Annotated in this window: 18 protein-coding genes; all 18 read left to right on the top strand. The window is 61.3% G+C overall.

Going from position 1 to position 17081, the window contains the following annotated elements; translation table 11 throughout:
- The first annotated feature begins 2 nt into the window (after positions 1-2).
- The 18 genes from plsX to CPH89_RS02725 all read left to right on the top strand — a co-directional run bounded on the left by plsX (position 3) and on the right by CPH89_RS02725 (position 17058).
- Positions 3-1013: a phosphate acyltransferase PlsX gene (gene plsX, locus CPH89_RS02810; protein ID WP_073638045.1), complete on the top strand. Its 1011-nt coding sequence runs from the start codon at positions 3-5 to the stop codon at positions 1011-1013.
- A gap of 126 nt (positions 1014-1139) precedes the next feature.
- The gene (gene fabD / locus CPH89_RS02805) at positions 1140-2078 is read left to right on the top strand and encodes an ACP S-malonyltransferase (protein WP_053257562.1); all 939 of its coding nucleotides are present in this window, start codon (positions 1140-1142) and stop codon (positions 2076-2078) included.
- Between the two features lie 24 nt (positions 2079-2102).
- The gene (gene fabG, locus CPH89_RS02800; protein WP_010566560.1) at positions 2103-2846 is read left to right on the top strand and encodes a 3-oxoacyl-ACP reductase FabG; all 744 of its coding nucleotides are present in this window, start codon (positions 2103-2105) and stop codon (positions 2844-2846) included.
- Positions 2847-3038: 192 nt separating this feature from the next.
- Complete coding sequence (acpP, locus tag CPH89_RS02795) at positions 3039-3275, top strand: acyl carrier protein (protein WP_010165887.1); 237 nt, start codon at positions 3039-3041, stop codon at positions 3273-3275.
- A gap of 128 nt (positions 3276-3403) precedes the next feature.
- Complete coding sequence (fabF, locus tag CPH89_RS02790; protein ID WP_053257561.1) at positions 3404-4648, top strand: beta-ketoacyl-ACP synthase II; 1245 nt, start codon at positions 3404-3406, stop codon at positions 4646-4648.
- The gene (gene pabC / locus CPH89_RS02785; RefSeq protein WP_053257560.1) at positions 4648-5463 is read left to right on the top strand and encodes an aminodeoxychorismate lyase; all 816 of its coding nucleotides are present in this window, start codon (positions 4648-4650) and stop codon (positions 5461-5463) included. The genes fabF and pabC overlap by 1 nt, the downstream gene beginning before the upstream one ends.
- A gap of 1 nt (position 5464) precedes the next feature.
- The gene (gene mltG / locus CPH89_RS02780; RefSeq protein WP_053257559.1) at positions 5465-6667 is read left to right on the top strand and encodes an endolytic transglycosylase MltG; all 1203 of its coding nucleotides are present in this window, start codon (positions 5465-5467) and stop codon (positions 6665-6667) included.
- A gap of 19 nt (positions 6668-6686) precedes the next feature.
- The gene (tmk, locus tag CPH89_RS02775; RefSeq protein ID WP_053257558.1) at positions 6687-7319 is read left to right on the top strand and encodes a dTMP kinase; all 633 of its coding nucleotides are present in this window, start codon (positions 6687-6689) and stop codon (positions 7317-7319) included.
- A complete protein-coding gene (locus CPH89_RS02770; protein ID WP_053257557.1) occupies positions 7312-8301 on the top strand; it encodes a DNA polymerase III subunit delta' in 990 nt (329 codons plus the stop codon). Before tmk ends, CPH89_RS02770 begins: the two co-directional genes overlap by 8 nt.
- Before the next feature lie 77 nt (positions 8302-8378).
- Positions 8379-9164: a TatD family hydrolase gene (locus CPH89_RS02765; protein WP_053257556.1), complete on the top strand. Its 786-nt coding sequence runs from the start codon at positions 8379-8381 to the stop codon at positions 9162-9164.
- Between the two features lie 445 nt (positions 9165-9609).
- Positions 9610-10278: a TetR/AcrR family transcriptional regulator gene (locus tag CPH89_RS02760; protein WP_053257555.1), complete on the top strand. Its 669-nt coding sequence runs from the start codon at positions 9610-9612 to the stop codon at positions 10276-10278.
- A 139-nt stretch (positions 10279-10417) separates the two neighbouring features.
- Positions 10418-11386: a GTP 3',8-cyclase MoaA gene (locus tag CPH89_RS02755; RefSeq protein ID WP_053257554.1), complete on the top strand. Its 969-nt coding sequence runs from the start codon at positions 10418-10420 to the stop codon at positions 11384-11386.
- Between the two features lie 131 nt (positions 11387-11517).
- Positions 11518-12123, top strand: coding sequence for a DUF4823 domain-containing protein (locus CPH89_RS02750; protein WP_053257553.1), 606 nt, complete (start codon positions 11518-11520; stop codon positions 12121-12123).
- 26 nt (positions 12124-12149) lie between these two features.
- Positions 12150-12710 (top strand): DUF1285 domain-containing protein, encoded by a 561-nt coding sequence (locus CPH89_RS02745; RefSeq protein WP_053257552.1) that lies wholly within the window; start codon positions 12150-12152, stop codon positions 12708-12710.
- 70 nt (positions 12711-12780) lie between these two features.
- Positions 12781-13494, top strand: a complete 714-nt coding sequence (locus CPH89_RS02740; protein WP_053257551.1) for a GntR family transcriptional regulator — start codon at positions 12781-12783, stop codon at positions 13492-13494.
- On the top strand, positions 13491-14492 hold the full coding sequence (locus tag CPH89_RS02735; protein ID WP_053257550.1) for an ADP-ribosylglycohydrolase family protein: 1002 nt from the start codon (positions 13491-13493) through the stop codon (positions 14490-14492). Before CPH89_RS02740 ends, CPH89_RS02735 begins: the two co-directional genes overlap by 4 nt.
- Positions 14493-14681: 189 nt before the next feature.
- A complete protein-coding gene (locus CPH89_RS02730) occupies positions 14682-16148 on the top strand; it encodes a purine-cytosine permease family protein (protein WP_053257549.1) in 1467 nt (488 codons plus the stop codon).
- Positions 16141-17058, top strand: coding sequence for a PfkB family carbohydrate kinase (locus CPH89_RS02725; protein ID WP_053257548.1), 918 nt, complete (start codon positions 16141-16143; stop codon positions 17056-17058). Before CPH89_RS02730 ends, CPH89_RS02725 begins: the two co-directional genes overlap by 8 nt.
- Positions 17059-17081 lie beyond the last annotated feature (23 nt).

Here is a 17081-nt window from a genome sequence, read left to right as displayed (position 1 = left end):
ACTTGTCTGCTCAAGTCATCGCGATTGACGCAATGGGCGGGGACTTCGGTCCCCGCAGCATTGTTCAGGCCTGCATTGCCAGCCTGTCTGCAACGCCCTCGCTGCACCTGACCCTCGTCGGTCAACCCTCCCTTCTTGAAGAATTGATTGCCAGCCATCCGGCGGTAGATCGCGCGCGCCTGACTGTTACAGCGGCCAGCGAAACCATCGGCATGGATGAAAAGCCTGCGGTCGCCCTTCGCGGCAAGCCTGATTCTTCAATGCGGGTGGCGCTTGAGTTGTTGCGTGATGGCAAGGTGCAAGCCTGTGTCAGTGCCGGCAACACCGGGGCGTTGATGGCGTTGTCGCGGCATGTGCTCAAGACGCTGCCCGGTATCGATCGGCCGGCGATGGTCGCGGCGATTCCCACGCAGCGAGGTTATTGCCAGTTGCTCGACCTCGGGGCAAACGTCGATTGCAGTGCCGAGCACCTGTTTCAGTTCGCCGTGATGGGCTCGGTGGCCGCTGAGGCGCTGGGTGTGGCTCGTCCGCGTGTAGCCCTGCTGAATATCGGCACCGAAGACATCAAGGGCAACCAGCAGGTCAAGCTCGCTGCCAGCCTGTTGCAAGGTGCTCGGGGCTTGAATTACATCGGTTTCGTCGAAGGGGATGGTTTGTACCGGGGCGAGGCGGATGTGGTGGTGTGTGACGGGTTTGTCGGCAATATCCTGCTCAAGTCCAGCGAGGGCCTGGCGACGATGATTGCCACGCGTATCGAGGCCTTGTTCAAGCAGAGCCTGGCGTCCCGTTTGGTCGGCGCTCTGGCGCTGCCGTTGATGCGCCGCTTGCAGGCCGACCTCGCGCCGGCGCGGCACAACGGTGCGAGCTTTCTGGGGCTGCAGGGCATTGTGGTGAAAAGCCACGGCTCGGCAGGTGTGCAGGGCTTTCAGAGTGCGATTGCGCGGGCGCTGATCGAGATTCAGGAAAACCTGCCGCAACGCCTGCGTGGCCGTCTTGAGGATCTGTTGCCTTAGGCGAATTGGCCCGGGAGTGCTTAAATGTGACCGGCCAGTTCAATAGACCATCCAACTTGTCAGTTTCGTGCGCTCCCACCGTAGGGGCACGCATTTTTGACGACCAGATCATTAGGGGCTTGTTACATGTCTACATCCCTCGCATTCGTCTTTCCAGGGCAGGGTTCGCAGTCCCTCGGCATGTTGGCCGAGCTGGGCGCGCAACATCCGCTGATCCTGGAAACCTTCAAGGAAGCTTCCGATGCCTTGGGTTACGACCTGTGGGCACTGACCCAGCAGGGGCCGGAAGAGCAACTCAATCAAACCGATAAAACCCAGCCGGCCATCCTGACCGCTTCGATCGCCCTGTGGCGCTTGTGGCTGGCGGAAGGCGGCGCGCGCCCGGCTTACGTGGCCGGTCACAGCCTGGGCGAATACAGCGCCCTGGTGGCTGCGGGCAGCCTGACCCTCGCTGAAGCGGTCAAGCTGGTTGAGCGTCGTGGTCAGTTGATGCAAGAAGCCGTTCCGGCCGGGCAGGGCGGCATGGCCGCTATCCTGGGTCTGGACGATGCCGTCGTGATCGAGGCCTGCAAAGAAGCGGCCCAGGGCGAAGTGGTCAGCGCAGTGAACTTCAACTCCCCTGGCCAGGTGGTGATCGCCGGTGCCAAGGCGGCGGTTGAGCGTGCCATCGAAGGCTGCAAGGCCCGTGGCGCCAAGCGTGCCTTGCCATTGCCGGTGAGCGTGCCGTCCCATTGTGAGCTGATGCGCCCGGCTGCCGAGCGTTTTGCCGAGTCCATCGCCGCCATCAATTGGAAGGCGCCGCAGATCCCGCTGGTGCAGAACGTCAGCGCGGCCGTGGCCGCCGACCTCGACACCCTCAAGCGCGACCTGCTGGAGCAACTCTACAAGCCGGTGCGCTGGGTCGAGTCGGTCCAGACCCTGGCTGCCAATGGCGCCACCGAGCTGGTTGAGTGTGGCCCGGGTAAGGTCCTGGCCGGCCTGAACAAGCGCTGCGCCGACGGCGTATCCACCGCTAACCTCAATACACCTGACGCCTTCGCTGCCGCTCGTGCGGCGCTGGCCTGAACCCTGAAATTAGGAGAAGCCTGCATGAGTCTGCAAGGTAAAGTTGCACTGGTTACCGGCGCCAGCCGTGGTATTGGCCAGGCGATTGCCCTCGAACTGGGCCGTCAGGGCGCTGTTGTGATCGGCACCGCCACGTCCGCTTCCGGCGCTGAGCGTATCGCCGCGACCTTGAAGGAAAACGGCGTGCAGGGCACCGGCCTTGAGCTGAACGTGACCAGTGATGAATCGGTTGCTGCGGTATTGGCCCAGATCACTGCACAATTTGGCGCGCCGGCTATTCTGGTAAACAACGCCGGTATCACCCGCGACAACCTGATGATGCGCATGAAAGACGACGAGTGGTACGACGTGGTCGATACCAACTTGAACAGTCTGTTTCGCCTGTCCAAGGGGGTTTTGCGCGGCATGACCAAGGCGCGTTGGGGTCGAATTATCAATATTGGCTCCGTAGTGGGTGCCATGGGCAACGCAGGCCAAGTAAACTACGCAGCCGCCAAAGCCGGTCTGGAAGGTTTCAGCCGTGCATTGGCACGTGAAGTCGGTTCGCGGTCGATTACGGTCAACTCGGTGGCCCCAGGGTTCATCGACACCGATATGACCCGTGAACTGCCGGAAGCACAGCGTGAAGCGTTGCTGACACAGATTCCGCTGGGCCGTCTGGGCCAGGCACAAGAGATCGCGAATGTGGTCACTTTCCTGGCATCCGACGGTGCGGCATACGTGACTGGGGCTACAATCCCGGTGAACGGCGGGATGTACATGAGTTAAATTGTGACGGATCGCTTCAAAAAAATGTCATACGAGCTGTCTAAAATCCGTTATAAAGCTGCAACTTAATTTATAGGCAGGTGGCCTGCCGGGTACAAGGGTGAAGCTTTCAGTTGAAAAGCTGAAAAGGCTTTCTATACACTTACCCACTGGCCAGCTGCCTGAATTTGTCCATTAGGAGTTAAACAAGGTATGAGCACCATCGAAGAGCGCGTCAAGAAAATCGTCGCCGAGCAACTGGGCGTTAAAGAAGAAGAAGTGACCAACACTGCTTCCTTCGTAGAAGACCTGGGTGCCGATTCCCTTGACACCGTTGAGCTGGTGATGGCTCTGGAAGAGGAATTCGAGACCGAAATCCCGGACGAAGAAGCTGAAAAAATCACTACCGTTCAAGCTGCTATCGACTACGTTACTAGCCACCAGGCGTAATAGTTTGTAGTCGTCGCTTGCTGTTAGGGAAAAACCGCACTGCTGTAACGGCGTGCGGTTTTTTCTTTAGCTCTGAAGCAAAGTGAGCTCTGAAGCAAAGTGTCGTCATCAAGAAAAAGGAGAGTGCTGTGTCGCGTAGACGCGTCGTAGTCACCGGTATGGGTATGTTGTCGCCACTGGGTACGGATGTGCCGAGCAGTTGGCAGGGCATTCTTGCTGGCCACAGTGGTATTGGTCTGATCGAACACACGGACCTTTCTGCCTATTCCACCCGTTTTGGCGGCTCGGTAAAGGGCTTCAATGTCGAGGAATATCTCTCGATCAAAGAATCCCGCAAACTCGACCTGTTCATTCAATACGGCCTGGCAGCCGGTTTTCAGGCGGTGCGTAATGCCGGCCTGGAAGTGACCGACGCCAACCGTGAGCGCATCGGCGTGGCCATGGGTTCGGGTATTGGCGGTTTGACCAATATCGAAGAAACCAGCCGCACCTTGCACGATTCCGGCCCCCGTCGAATTTCACCGTTCTTCGTGCCGGGCTCGATCATCAATATGATTTCCGGTTTCCTGTCGATCCACTTGGGCGCACAGGGACCTAACTACGCCATTGCCACGGCGTGCACCACAGGCACGCACTGCATCGGCATGGCCGCACGTAACATTGCCTATGACGAAGCCGACGTGATGATCGCCGGTGGCGCCGAAATGGCCGCCTGCGGGCTGGGCATGGGCGGCTTCGGCGCGTCCCGTGCACTGTCGACTCGCAACGATGAGCCGACTCGCGCCAGTCGTCCGTGGGACAAGGGCCGTGACGGCTTTGTACTGTCCGACGGTGCCGGTGCGCTGGTACTGGAAGAGCTGGAGCACGCCAAGGCGCGTGGTGCCACGATCTACGCCGAGCTGATTGGCTTTGGTATGAGCGGCGACGCCTACCACATGACCTCGCCACCGGCCGACGGTGCTGGTGCTGCACGTTGCATCACCAACGCTTTGCGTGATGCGAAGGTCAACCCTGACCAAGTGCAGTACATCAACGCCCACGGCACCTCGACCCCGACCGGCGATTTGGCGGAAGCCGAAGCCATCAAGTCGGTGTTCGGCGAGCACGCGTACAAGCTGGCAGTCAGCTCCACCAAGTCCATGACCGGCCACTTGTTGGGTGCGGCGGGCGCGGTCGAAGCGATCTTCAGCGTGATGGCGATCAAGGATCAGGTCGCTCCACCGACCATCAACCTTGATGAGCCGGACGAAGGCTGCGACCTGAACTTCGTGCCTCACGAAGCGCAGCCGATGCCGATCGACGTGGCGATTTCCAACTCGTTCGGTTTCGGTGGCACCAACGGTTCGCTGGTGTTCCGCCGGTTCGCTGAGTGATGCACAGCTGGGTCGACGGTCAGCCAGCGGACAACGTGCCCCTGAAAGATCGCGGCCTGGCGTATGGCGACGGGTTGTTCGAGACCATCGCCGTAAAGGCCGGGCAGCCTGTGCTGCTCGACCGTCACCTGCAACGCCTCGCTGAGGGTTGCAGGCGGCTCGCCCTGGTTGCGGATCAAGCGCTGATCCGCAGCGAGGTGTTGGCGTATGCCGCCGCCCTGGGCGACGGCGTACTCAAGTTGATCCTCACCCGTGGCGACAGCCTGCGCGGTTATGGCATCAACCCCGGCGCTCCGGTGCGCCGTATCTTGCAGGGCGGTCCGCCCGCAACCTATCCCCATGCTCACGGAGCCGACGGCATCCGCCTGTTTCCGTGCGCGACTCGCTTGGCCGAGCAGCCGTTGCTGGCGGGTCTCAAGCACCTTAATCGTCTCGAACAAGTGATCGCCCGCGCTGAGTGGCAAGATACCGAGCATGCCGAAGGCTTGATGCTGGATATCTCCGGACGCGTCATTGAGGGCGTTTTCAGCAACCTGTTCCTGGTGCGCAACGGCCTGTTACTAACCGCTGATCTGAATCGTTGTGGCGTTGCCGGGGTGATGCGCGCGGAAGTTCTGGCACAGGCGCAGGCGCTGGGCATCCCGTGGGCCGTGGCCGACATCAGCCTTGAGCAGTTGCAGCAGGCTGACGAAGTCTTTGTCTGCAACAGCGTTTATGGCATTTGGCCGGTGCGTGGCTGCGCTGCGATGAGCTGGTCGGTTGGGCCACTCACCCGTAAACTGCAGGGCATTGTTCGCGCGCTATTGGATATTTGAGTTGATACGAAAACTGGTTTTACTGCTGCAAATCGGCCTGGTCTCGGCAGGCTTGCTGCTGGGCTTCTCTGCCTGGAAGCTCGACTCTGCCCTGAAGCAGCCCCTGAATCTGACCCAGGAACAATTGCTCGATGTGCCTGCCGGGTCGACCCCGACGGGCACCTTTAATCGCCTTGAAGCTGACGGCGTACTTGATGGTGCGTTCTGGTTACGTCTTTACTGGCGCTTCAACCTCGATGGTCAGCCGTTGCACAGCGGCGAATACCGCATGACTCCTGGCCTGACCGCGGAGGGCTTGATCGGCTTGTGGCAGCGCGGCGAAGTGGTGCAATACAGCCTGACGCTGGTCGAAGGCTGGAACTTTCGGCAGGTACGGTCGGCTCTGGCCAAGCACGAAAAGATCGTGCAGACCTTGTCGGGCCTGAGCGATAGCCAAGTCATGGACAAGCTCGGTCACCCTGGCGTGTTTCCTGAAGGGCGCTTCTTCCCTGATACCTATCGCTTCGTGCGCGGCATGACCGATGTCGAATTCCTGAAAAAGGCCTACAACCGCCTCGACGACGTCCTCGCCCAGGAGTGGAGCAAGCGCGCCGCCGATGCGCCGTACACCGACCCTTACCAGGCGCTGATCATGGCTTCGCTGGTGGAGAAAGAGACCGGCGTGCCGGAAGAGCGCGGGCAGATCGCCGGTGTCTTCGTGCGCCGCATGAAGATCGGCATGCTGTTGCAGACTGACCCGACGGTGATCTATGGCCTGGGTGAACGCTACAACGGCAAGTTGACCCGCGCTCATCTCAAGGAAGCCAACCCCTACAACACCTACATGATTGCCGGCCTGCCGCCGACGCCGATCGCGATGGTCGGCCGCGAGGCGATTCACGCCGCGTTGAACCCGGTGTCGGGCAGTAGCCTGTATTTCGTCGCCCGGGGCGATGGCAGCCATATTTTCTCCGATGACCTGGATGCGCATAATGCCGCCGTGCGTGAGTTTCAGCTCAAACGCCGGGCCGACTATCGCTCCAGCCCGGCGCCGGTGGTGAAACCATCGGAAGACTCGGCGGCGCCTGCCGATGCTCCGGCTCCAGCGCCGCTGGTGAAACCATCGGAAGACTCGGCGCCACCTGCCGATGCGCCGACTCCAGCGCCGCTTGAACAACCGACCGAGCCTGCGCCGGCCACCGCTGCGCCGCAAAGCCCGCAATGACTCTGACTAAGGACTGCCTGTGACTGGCTTGTTTATTACCCTGGAAGGCCCGGAAGGCGCCGGCAAAAGCACCAACCGCGATTACCTGGCCGAGCGCTTGCGCGCCGAGGGCGTTGAAGTGGTGCTGACCCGTGAGCCCGGCGGCACGCCGTTGGCCGAACGCATTCGTGAAGTGCTGTTGGCCCCAGGTGAAGAACAGATGAACCCGGACACCGAGCTGCTGCTGGTGTTTGCTGCCCGTGCCCAGCACCTGGCTGAAGTCATCCGCCCGGCACTCGCGCGCGGTGCGGTGGTGATTTGCGATCGGTTTACCGATTCCACCTACGCCTACCAGGGCGGTGGCCGTGGCTTGTCGCTGGCGCGCATCGCTGCACTGGAAACATTCGTTCAGGGCGATGTGCGCCCTGACTTGACCCTGCTGTTCGATCTGCCGGTGGAAGTCGGTATGGCCCGTGCCAGTGCCCGCGGTCGCCTGGACCGCTTCGAGCTGGAAGGGCGTGCGTTCTTTGATGCCGTGCGCGCTGCATTCCTCACGCTCGCCAAGGCTGAGCCGGCACGTTATTCCGTGCTGGACGCGGCCCAACCGCTGGCCCAGGTACAACAAGCCATTGATGCGCTGCTACCTCAACTCCTGGAGCGCGCCCGTGGCTGAAGCCTATCCATGGCAAGACAGTCTCTGGCAACAATTGGCCGGCCGCGCCCAGCATGCCCACGCCTATTTGCTGCACGGGCCGATTGGTATCGGCAAGCGCGCACTCGCCGAGCGCCTCATGGCCAGCCTGTTGTGCCAGCGCCCGGTTCATCTGGAAGCCTGCGGCGAGTGCAAATCCTGCCTGTTGCTCAAGGCCGGAAGCCACCCCGATAACTACTTGCTGGAACCCGAGGAGGCCGACAAGGCGATCAAGGTCGACCAGGTGCGTGACCTGGTCAGCTTTGTGGTGCAGACCGCACAGATGGGCGGGCGCAAGGTGGTCCTGATCGAGCCGGTGGAAGCGATGAACATCAACGCCGCCAACGCCTTGCTCAAGAGCCTGGAAGAACCCTCGGGTGATACGGTGCTGTTGTTGGTGAGCCATCAGTCCAGCCGCTTGTTGCCGACCATTCGCAGCCGCTGTGTCCAGCAGGCCTGCCCTTTGCCGAGCGAAGCCTTGAGCTTGCAGTGGCTGGCCCAGGCGCTGCCTGAGTGCTCGCAGGAAGAGCGCGTCGAGCTGCTGACCCTGGCCGCCGGCTCGCCGCTGGCTGCCGTGAAGCTGCAAGCCCAGGGCGTGCGCGAGCAGCGTGCGCTGGTGGTGGAGGGCGTCAAAAAGCTGCTCAAGCAAGAGCAGTCCGCGACGCAACTGGCCGAAGGCGCCTGGAAAGACATTCCCTTGTTGTTGCTGTTCGACTGGTTCTGCGACTGGTCGAGCCTGATCCTGCGCTACCAGTTGACCCAGGATGAAAGCGGCTTGGGCCTGCCGGATATGCGCAAGGTGGTGCAGTACCTCGCGCAGAAAAGCGCGCAAGACAAGGTGTTGAATATCCAGGACTGGATTCTTGCCCAGCGCCAGAAGGTTCTCGGCAAAGCCAACCTCAACCGCGTGCTGCTGCTTGAAGCGCTGTTGGTGCAGTGGGTCGGCTTGCTCGGCCGGCGTTAATTTCAGTGGCCGACGGGTGTATCGTTGGCCGCCAACTTTCCGTGACTCAACTTTCCGGACTCAAGTCGTAACTTCCTATGCTCGTAGATTCCCATTGCCACCTTGATCGCCTCGACCTTGCCCAGCACGGCGGCTCCCTCGATGCCGCCCTTGAGGCAGCGCGCCAGCGCGGAGTAGGGCACTTCCTGTGCATCGGCGTGAGCGCCGAAAACGCTGCCGACGTCAAAGCACTGGCCGACCGGTATGCCGATGTCGATTGCTCGGTAGGCATCCACCCGTTGGACCTCAAGCCCGGTGAAGCGCCGGCCCTCGATTGGCTATTGGGCGAACTCAACCACCCGCGAGTGGTGGCCATTGGCGAAACCGGCCTGGACTATCACTACGAGCCGGAGGCCGCCGAGTTGCAGCAGGCCTCGTTTCGCCTGCACCTGCACGCCGCGCAGCAAACCGGCAAGCCGGTGATCGTCCACACCCGTGGCGCCCGCGCTGACACGCTGACCCTGCTGCGTGAAGCGGCGTTGCCCCAGGCCGGCGTGCTGCATTGCTTCACCGAAGATTGGGACATGGCCAAGGCCGCCCTGGACCTGGGCTTCTACATTTCCCTGTCCGGTATTGTCACCTTCCGCAACGCCGACGCCCTGCGCGACGTTGCGCGTCAGGTGCCGGCCGACCGCCTGCTGGTGGAAACCGACTCGCCGTACCTGGCGCCGATTCCCCATCGCGGCAAGCCGAACCTGCCGGAATATGTGCGCGACGTGGCGGATTACCTGGCAATGCTGCGGGGCGAGTCGTACGAGCGCTTTGCCGAGCAGACCACCGCGAACTTCAAGCGGTTGTTCCCGCTGGCCCACGTCGCTGGGTAAGGCAGGCAAATCGCAGGCAAAAAAAACCCGGGTTCTGGGGGGTGAATCCGGGCTAAGACCATTAGGAGTAAAACAAGGGCACGCAGTCCGTCGGTACCCAGGTCGACGCGTCACTTGGGGGAGATGCCACGCCGACAGTTCAAGTATTGATCAGTATCCGATTCAGTCCAGTCGCATCTGATCGTTTTTTAAACAGATTTGGAATACGCGCGCTTCGCTTGAGTTCTCATTGCGCAGGTGCACAGGGGCAGTTGTTGCGTGTTATTTCTGACTGGCAGCGAGCAAATCGTTGGCGTGTTGAAAGTAAAGTGCGTTGCGGGTTCACATAGACGTTGCCCAACGACCGTTCAGTCGGGATAATCCCTCGCATCGGGTAAATCGTATCGCCGCGTATCCGTGGCCCTGCGCAACCCTCCCTATTTCGACCTTTGCAGACCTCTTCCTCATGCACAAAGAACCCCGTAAGGTCCGTGAGTTTCGCCGCCGTGAGCAGGAAATTCTCGACACCGCACTCAAGTTATTCCTTGAACAAGGTGAAGACAGTGTCACCGTCGAGATGATTGCGGATGCCGTGGGTATCGGCAAAGGCACGATCTACAAGCACTTCAAATCCAAGGCGGAAATTTACCTGCGCCTGATGCTCGATTACGAGCGCGACTTGAACGAACTGCTGCATTCGGCTGATGTGGACAAGGACAAGGAAGCCCTGTCGCGCGCCTACTTCGAGTTCCGCATGCGTGATCCGCAGCGCTATCGCCTGTTCGACCGCCTGGAAGAGAAGGTGGTCAAAGGCCATCAGGTGCCGGAAATGGTCGAGGAGCTGCACAAGATCCGCGCCTCGAACTTCGAACGCCTGACCTTGCTGATCAAGGGCCGCATCAGCGAAGGCAAGCTTGAAGATGTGCCGCCTTATTTCCACTATTGCGCCGCCTGGGCGTTGGTGCACGGCGCGGTTGCGCTGTACCACTCGCCGTTCTGGAGCAATGTGCTGGAAGATCAGGAAGGTTTCTTCCAGTTCCTGATGGATATCGGCGTGCGCATGGGCAACAAACGCAAGCACAGCGCTGAACTGCCAGGCGCTGAACCGAAGAGCGGCGACGCGCCTGCCAGTTAAGCTATTCCTGACAGTGATGGCGCAATCAATTACTGCCAGTTGCAGTACCCCAGGAATATACTCAGGCAAGGACCTTGCTAAAAGTTGATTTATAAGTCAGCTTTTAGATCGCCCGTACAATCCTCTGCCGGAGTGATCCATGATCGTTGATCGTCAAGGCAGGCGGTTTCGCAATTTGCGGATCAGCCTGACCTCAGCCTGCAATTACGCGTGTACCTACTGTGTGCCCAACGGCAAACGGTTGGTGGCTGCCCAAGACGAACTCTCGGCCGAGGCCATGGCCCGTGGTGTGGCTTATCTGATCGAAGCGGCGGGCATCGAGCGCCTGCGCATCACCGGCGGCGAGCCGCTGGTCAGCCCCAAGCTGGAAGCCTTCATGGGCGCGGTGGGCGGGATGGGTCTCAGTGATATCAGCCTGACCACCAACGGCCAACTGCTCGCCCGCAAACTGCCACTGCTGGTGGACGCCGGCATTCGCCGCATCAACGTGTCCCTCGACACGTTGGACGCCGACGCTTTCCGCAGCATCGCCCGTGGCGGTGACTTGGCCACCGTGCTGGACGGCATGGACCAGGCCCGCGCTGCCGGGATCAAAATCAAAGTCAATATGGTGCCGTTACGCGGGCAGAACCTCGACCAGGTGATGCCGTTGCTCGACTACTGCCTGGAGCGCGGCTACGAGTTGCGTTTTATCGAGCTGATGCGCATGGGCCATCTGGCCAAGGACTCCAATGCGTTCCTGCAGCAATTTGTCAGCCTGCAGCAATTGCTCAGCCTGATCGGCGAACACCACGAATACCTGCAAGCCAATGCCCCGGTGGACGCCACTGCGGTGCGTTACGAAGTGCCGGGCAAAGGCTTTTTCGGCGTGATTGCCAACGAAAGCGTGCCGTTTTGCCGGACCTGTTCGCGCCTGCGGCTGTCATCCACCGGCTGGTTGCATGGCTGCCTGTCGTCGAGCAATCGTCACTACGTCGGCGACCTGCTGGACAAACCGCGTCACCAGGCTTTACCGGCCTTGCAAGGCTTGTTGGTGAAGGCGTTGGGCGATAAACAGGAAGTGGCCTTCTCCGGTGGTGCGACGATCATGAAGATCATCGGCGGCTAGCCCAAACGTGCGCCGAACCCTGTGGCAACACGCCTGCTCGCACATTTGTTGTGTGTAGTTCTTGGATGGCGCGGATTCTGCATCTTGTGCCCATTCGCCGGTTTTCCGTCACCGGCTTTTGGAGGATTGGGATGCGTAGTCTGGTTTTGTTGCTGGCGTCGTTGACGCTGAGTGGTTGCATGACCGTCAGCGATATGGCCGAAGGCACCCGCTATCAGATGAGCGACGCCGGGTTGCTGGACCACAGTGATACCCGCCGTACTGCGTCCGTTCGCATACAGCCGGACTCCTTTGTCTTTATCGCCCAAGGCGCTTTCGTACCGCCGGGCAGTGCCTACCCGCGACCTAACGTGGTGGCCGAAGAGGCCTTTAACGGCTTCGTCGAATATTTCCCCATGGTGCGCCGCGCCCGCCAGCCTGAAGGCCTGGAACAAGCCATGGCCGAAGCGCGTGCAGCGGGTGCGCATTACCTGCTGTATTGCCGTTTTGCGGCGGCCGATGACCGTATCGGCAATGCCGATGAGTGGACCGATCAGCAGGCATTGGACCGCGTGGGGATCGACAGTGGCGTCATCCAGATCATGTTGATCGAGACCAGCACCCAGTATTTGATTGATACTGCACGTATTCGCAGTCGTGGCGGTTTACTGACGTTCCATGACAACAAGCCAGAAGACCTGATTGCCCGCCCGCTGGCGAAGTACGCCCGAGGCCTGCTGGGCATGAGTGATCAGTAACCTCACAGGTAAATAAGGGAGAGCCCATGACCGATTCCGCCAAGGCCAATGATCTATTGGCTCAACTGCCCAAGGGCAAGGGGCCGGCACCGGTGCATCTGTGGAACCCGGCGTTTTGCGGCGATATCGATATGCGCATCGCCCGCGATGGCACCTGGTTTTATCAGGGCACGCCGATTGGGCGTAAGCCGATGGTCAAGTTGTTCTCCAACATCATTCGCCGCGACGGCGATGCGTATTTTCTGGTGACGCCGGTGGAAAAGGTCGGCATCACCGTCGATGATGCGCCGTTTGTCGCGTTAACCCTTGAAGTCGAAGGGCAGGGCGAAAGCCAGGTACTGCGCTTTACCACCAATGTCGACGAACAGGTCGAAGCCGGGCTGGAACACCCGTTGCGCGTGGTGATCGACCCGGTCACCCAAGAACCCGCGCCTTATCTGCGGGTGCGCACCAACCTCGAAGCCCTCGTGCATCGCAACGCCTTTTACCAATTGGTCGAGTTGGCGGTCAGTCGTCCGATCAACGGTCAGAACTGGCTTGGCGTATGGAGCGGCGGGGAGTTTTTCCGCATTGGCCTTGAGCCTTAAGGCGGGTTTTTTCATCGCGCTGAAATAATTTACTTGCTGGCACTGGACGCTTTCGGTTATCAATTTGTACATGATTAGACATGTCCGATTTGATAAGAAAAAACGCGTCGTCGACGAGCTCATCCGCCGTATCGAGGGCGGAGTGATGGCCGACGGTTTCCTGCTGCCGGGCGAGCATCAGTTGGCCGAAGAGTTCGCGGTCAGCCGTGGCACGCTGCGCGAAGCCTTGGCTGAACTCAAACGGCGCAACTATATCGCCACCCAGAGCGGCGTCGGCTCCATCGTCACCTTCGACGGCATGGTGCTCGACCAACGCAACGGCTGGGCCCAGGCCCTGGCGGATACCGGCGCGCGGGTCATCACTGACATCCTGCGTCTGGAGGCGGTGACCCGTCCCGACCTGCTCAGCCGATTCGGCAGTGACCAATTCATCGCCCTCGACCGCCGTCGGCGCACCACGGACGGCACTGCCGTGTCCCTGGAGCGCTCGCTGATGCCCGCTGCCGGTGGCCTGGAAGGCTTGCCGCGCGTGGGCCTGATCGACGATTCCCTGACCATTACCCTGGCCGCTTACGGTTATATCGGCGCCGAAGGTGACCAATGGATCGGCGCCGAGCCCCTCAGCGATGCAGACGCTGAGTTGCTCGGTCGCGCGCCCGGCACCGTGTTTCTCAAGGCCTCGCGCACCACCTACGACCGCCGCGAGCGCTTCATGGAGTACGTCGAAAGTCTGCTCGACCCGCTGCACTTTCGCCTGCATCTGCAGTTTGGAGCGTCAAAATGACCTCGGCAAATCGCGCCCTTGGCGCCTTCTACGGTCTGGCCCTGGGCGACGCTCTGGGCATGCCGACCCAGTCCCTGAGCCGCGAGCAGGTGCAAAAGCGTTTCGGTGCCATCACCGCCCTGGAAGACGCCGACGCCGACCAACCCATCGCGCCAAACATGCCGGCCGGCTCCATCACCGATGACACTGAACAGGCGATCCTGGTCGGCGAGTTGCTGGTGGAAGGCGCAGGCAAGATCGAGCCGACGGTGCTCGCCCAGCGCCTGATCGATTGGGAAGCCGTAATGCGCGCCAAGGGTTCGCAGGATTTGCTCGGCCCGTCGACCAAGCGCGCAATCGACATGATCCTCGCCGGCCACACCCCGGAAGAGTCCGGGCGCTACGGCACCACCAATGGTGCTGCGATGCGCATCACGCCTGTGGGGATTGCCGCGGATGTCAGCGATCCGGCGCAGTTTATCCAGGCGGTGATCCAGGCGTGCCAGGTCACTCACAACACCAGCCTGGGGATTTCCAGCGCGGCGGCCGTTGCGGCGGTGGTCTCGGCGGGTATCAACGGGGTGGATCTGGGGGAGGCGCTGAACATCGGCACCCAAATCGCCCAGCAGGCCGAAGGCCATGGTCACTGGGTTGCCGGTGGACGCATTTCCACCCGCATCAGTTGGGCGCGGACTTTAAGCGTCGGCAGCGGCGACAAAGCCCTGTTTGCCGACTTGCTGTACGAACTGATCGGCACCTCCGTCGCGTCCCAGGAGTCGGTGGTGGTGTCGTTTGCCCTCGCGCAGCGAGTGGCGGTGGGCGCGATGAATGCCTTTGAGGCCCTGTGCCTGGCCGCCAGCCTGGGCGGCGACACTGACACCATCGCCGCGATTCTCGGCGCCATGTTGGGCGCGTGCCTGGGGATGCAGTGCTGGCCTGAAGCAATGATCGAGCAGGTCAAGGCCGTCAACGGCCTGGATTTGCAGCCGTTGGTGCAGGGGCTGCTTGATCTGCGCTAAGCACCGCAGATCAAGGTGGGAGCGGGCTTGCCCGCGATAGCGACCTGTCAGTCACTGATGCATCAACTGGAAGGCCGCTATCGCAGGCAAGCCAGCTCCCACATTAAATCGTAGGTGAGTCAGGACGACCGGTTAAAGCTTTGAGTATCTGCCACAACCACAACAATACAGGCACCAGGAGCACCCCTCATGAGCACCCCTTCTTCCGGCCAAAGCGCCGGGCAACTGGAAACACGTGGTATCGAACCGGTCCCGGAAAGCGAGTGCAACGGCCACCCGCTGCAACTGTTCTGGGTGTGGTTTGCCGCTAACATCAGCATCCTCGGCTTGCCGCTTGGCGCGACGTTGGTGGCGTTTCGTGGCTTGGCAATCTGGCAGGCAATCATCGTCGCCATTCTCGGCGCTGCCGGCTCCTTCGCGGTGGTAGGCATCATCTCCATCGCCGGCCGGCGTGGGCGTGCACCGAGCTTGACCCTGTCGCGCGCGATTTTCGGCGTGCGTGGCAATATCGGCCCGACCCTGGTGTCACTGATGTCGCGCCTGGGCTGGGAAACCGTCAACACCACCACTGCAGCCTTCGTGCTGCTGTCGCTGTGCTCGATCCTGTTCCATTCGCCGGTCGAGGCGAAAAGCGCACCAGTGCTGACACTGATATTCATCGCCATTTTTGTGCTGCTGACCTTGTCTGTTTCCGGCCTGGGCCACGCCACGCTGCTGGTGATTCAGAAGTGGGCTACCTATGTATTCGGTGGGTTGAATATTCTGGTCGGCGGCTTCCTCTGCGCAACCATCGACTGGAGCGCGGTGTTCAATGCCACCCCGGCGCCGCTGAGCGCGATGATCATCGGCGTCGGCACCATGGCCGCCGGCACCGGTATCGGTTGGGCCAACGCCGGTGCCGACATGTCGCGCTACCAGCACCGCAGCGTCAAGGCCGCGCGCCTGGTGGCCTCTGCCGCGTTTGGTGCGGGGATTCCGTTGGTGCTGCTGATCACCCTTGGCGGCCTGCTGTCGGTCGGCAACAACGACCTGGCCTCGGCCACTGACCCGATCATCGCGATCCGCGACATGCTCCCTACCTGGATGGCCGTGCCGTACCTGATCACCGCGTTTGGTGGGCTGCTGCTCTCCAACAACCTTTCGGTGTATTCGGCGGGCCTGACGACCTTGACCCTCGGCTTGAAGGTCAAGCGCGTGCACGCGGTCATCGTCGATATTGTGGCGATCTTCGCCGGTTCGATTTACTTCATGCTGATCGCCGACAGCTTCTATGGCCCGTTCATCACCTTCATCTCGCTGCTGGCAGTACCGATCACCGCGTGGGTCGGGATCTTCGTGGTCGACCTGATTCACCGCCACTACTACAGCGCCAAGGACCTGTTGGACGTAAGCCCAAGCAGTGCCTATTGGTACCGTGGCGGCGTGGAGTGGCGTGCATTCGGCGCCTGGGCGGTGGCGATCGTGTTGGGTTTCAGCTTCACCACTATCGGCACCACCGCCGAAAACATCTGGTTCGCCGGGCCATTGTCCGATTCCTGGCTGGGCCACAACGGCCTGGGCTGGATTGTCACCTTCCTGGTGGCCGGCGGTAGTTATGCCGTAATGGGCGGCGCGGCCGACCGTCGTTCAGCGTTAGTAGAGAGCCCCAATGTCTAGATTGCTGCACACCGGTCAGGTCATCGTCGACCTGGTCATGGCCCTCGATACCTTGCCCGCGACGGGCGGCGATGTGCTGGCGCAATCGGCCAGTTTCGAAGCCGGCGGTGGCTTCAACGTGATGGCAGCCGCGCGGCGCAATGGTTTGCCGGTGGTCTACCTCGGGCGCCATGGAACAGGGCGCTTCGGCGACCTGGCCCGCGCGGCCATGCAGGCCGAAGGTGTGGAGATGGTTCAGGAAGCCAGCGACGATAAAGACACGGGTTTGTGTGTGTCGCTGACCGAGGCCACCACTGAGCGCACCTTCATTTCCCACATCGGCGCTGAAGGTGACTTGAGGGCTGAGGATTTGGCCGGCGTGTTACCGCGCGCGGACGATTATGTGTACGTCAGCGGCTACAGTTTGTTGCTCGAAGGCAAGGCCCAGGCCTTGCTCGATTGGCTGCTGGCGCTGCCGCGTGAAATCACCGTGGTGTTCGACCCGGGGCCGTTGGTCAAGGCGCCGGATTCGGCCTTGATGACTGTTTTGCTGCCGCGTATCGATATCTGGACCAGCAACGGCCCGGAAGCCCTTGCGTTTACCGGCGCCGGGACGCTGGCCGAGGCGCTGCTGGCGCTCAATCGCCACCTGCCCGCCGAAGCCTTGCTGGTGGTGCGCGATGGGCCCAATGGCTGCTGGGTGAGCCGTCAAGGCAAGGCGGAGCATGTGCCGGGTTTCAAGGTGCACGCGGTGGACAGCAACGGCGCTGGCGATGCCCATGCCGGTGTGTTTCTGGCCGGGTTGGCCAAGGGCTTGGCGCCTGCTGCGGCGGCACGCCGGGCCAATGCCGCGGCAGCGCTGGCGGTCACGCGCTGGGGCCCGGCGACGTCGCCCGGGGCTGACGAAGTGGATGCATTGTTGGCAAAATAGGCGGTCATCAGCACGGAGCAACG

It is taken from the genome of Pseudomonas fluorescens, from assembly GCF_900215245.1.
Taxonomy (GTDB): Bacteria; Pseudomonadota; Gammaproteobacteria; order Pseudomonadales; family Pseudomonadaceae; genus Aquipseudomonas; species Aquipseudomonas fluorescens.
Note: the sequence above shows the minus strand (reverse complement) of the source record. Positions and strands in the feature narration are given on the sequence as shown.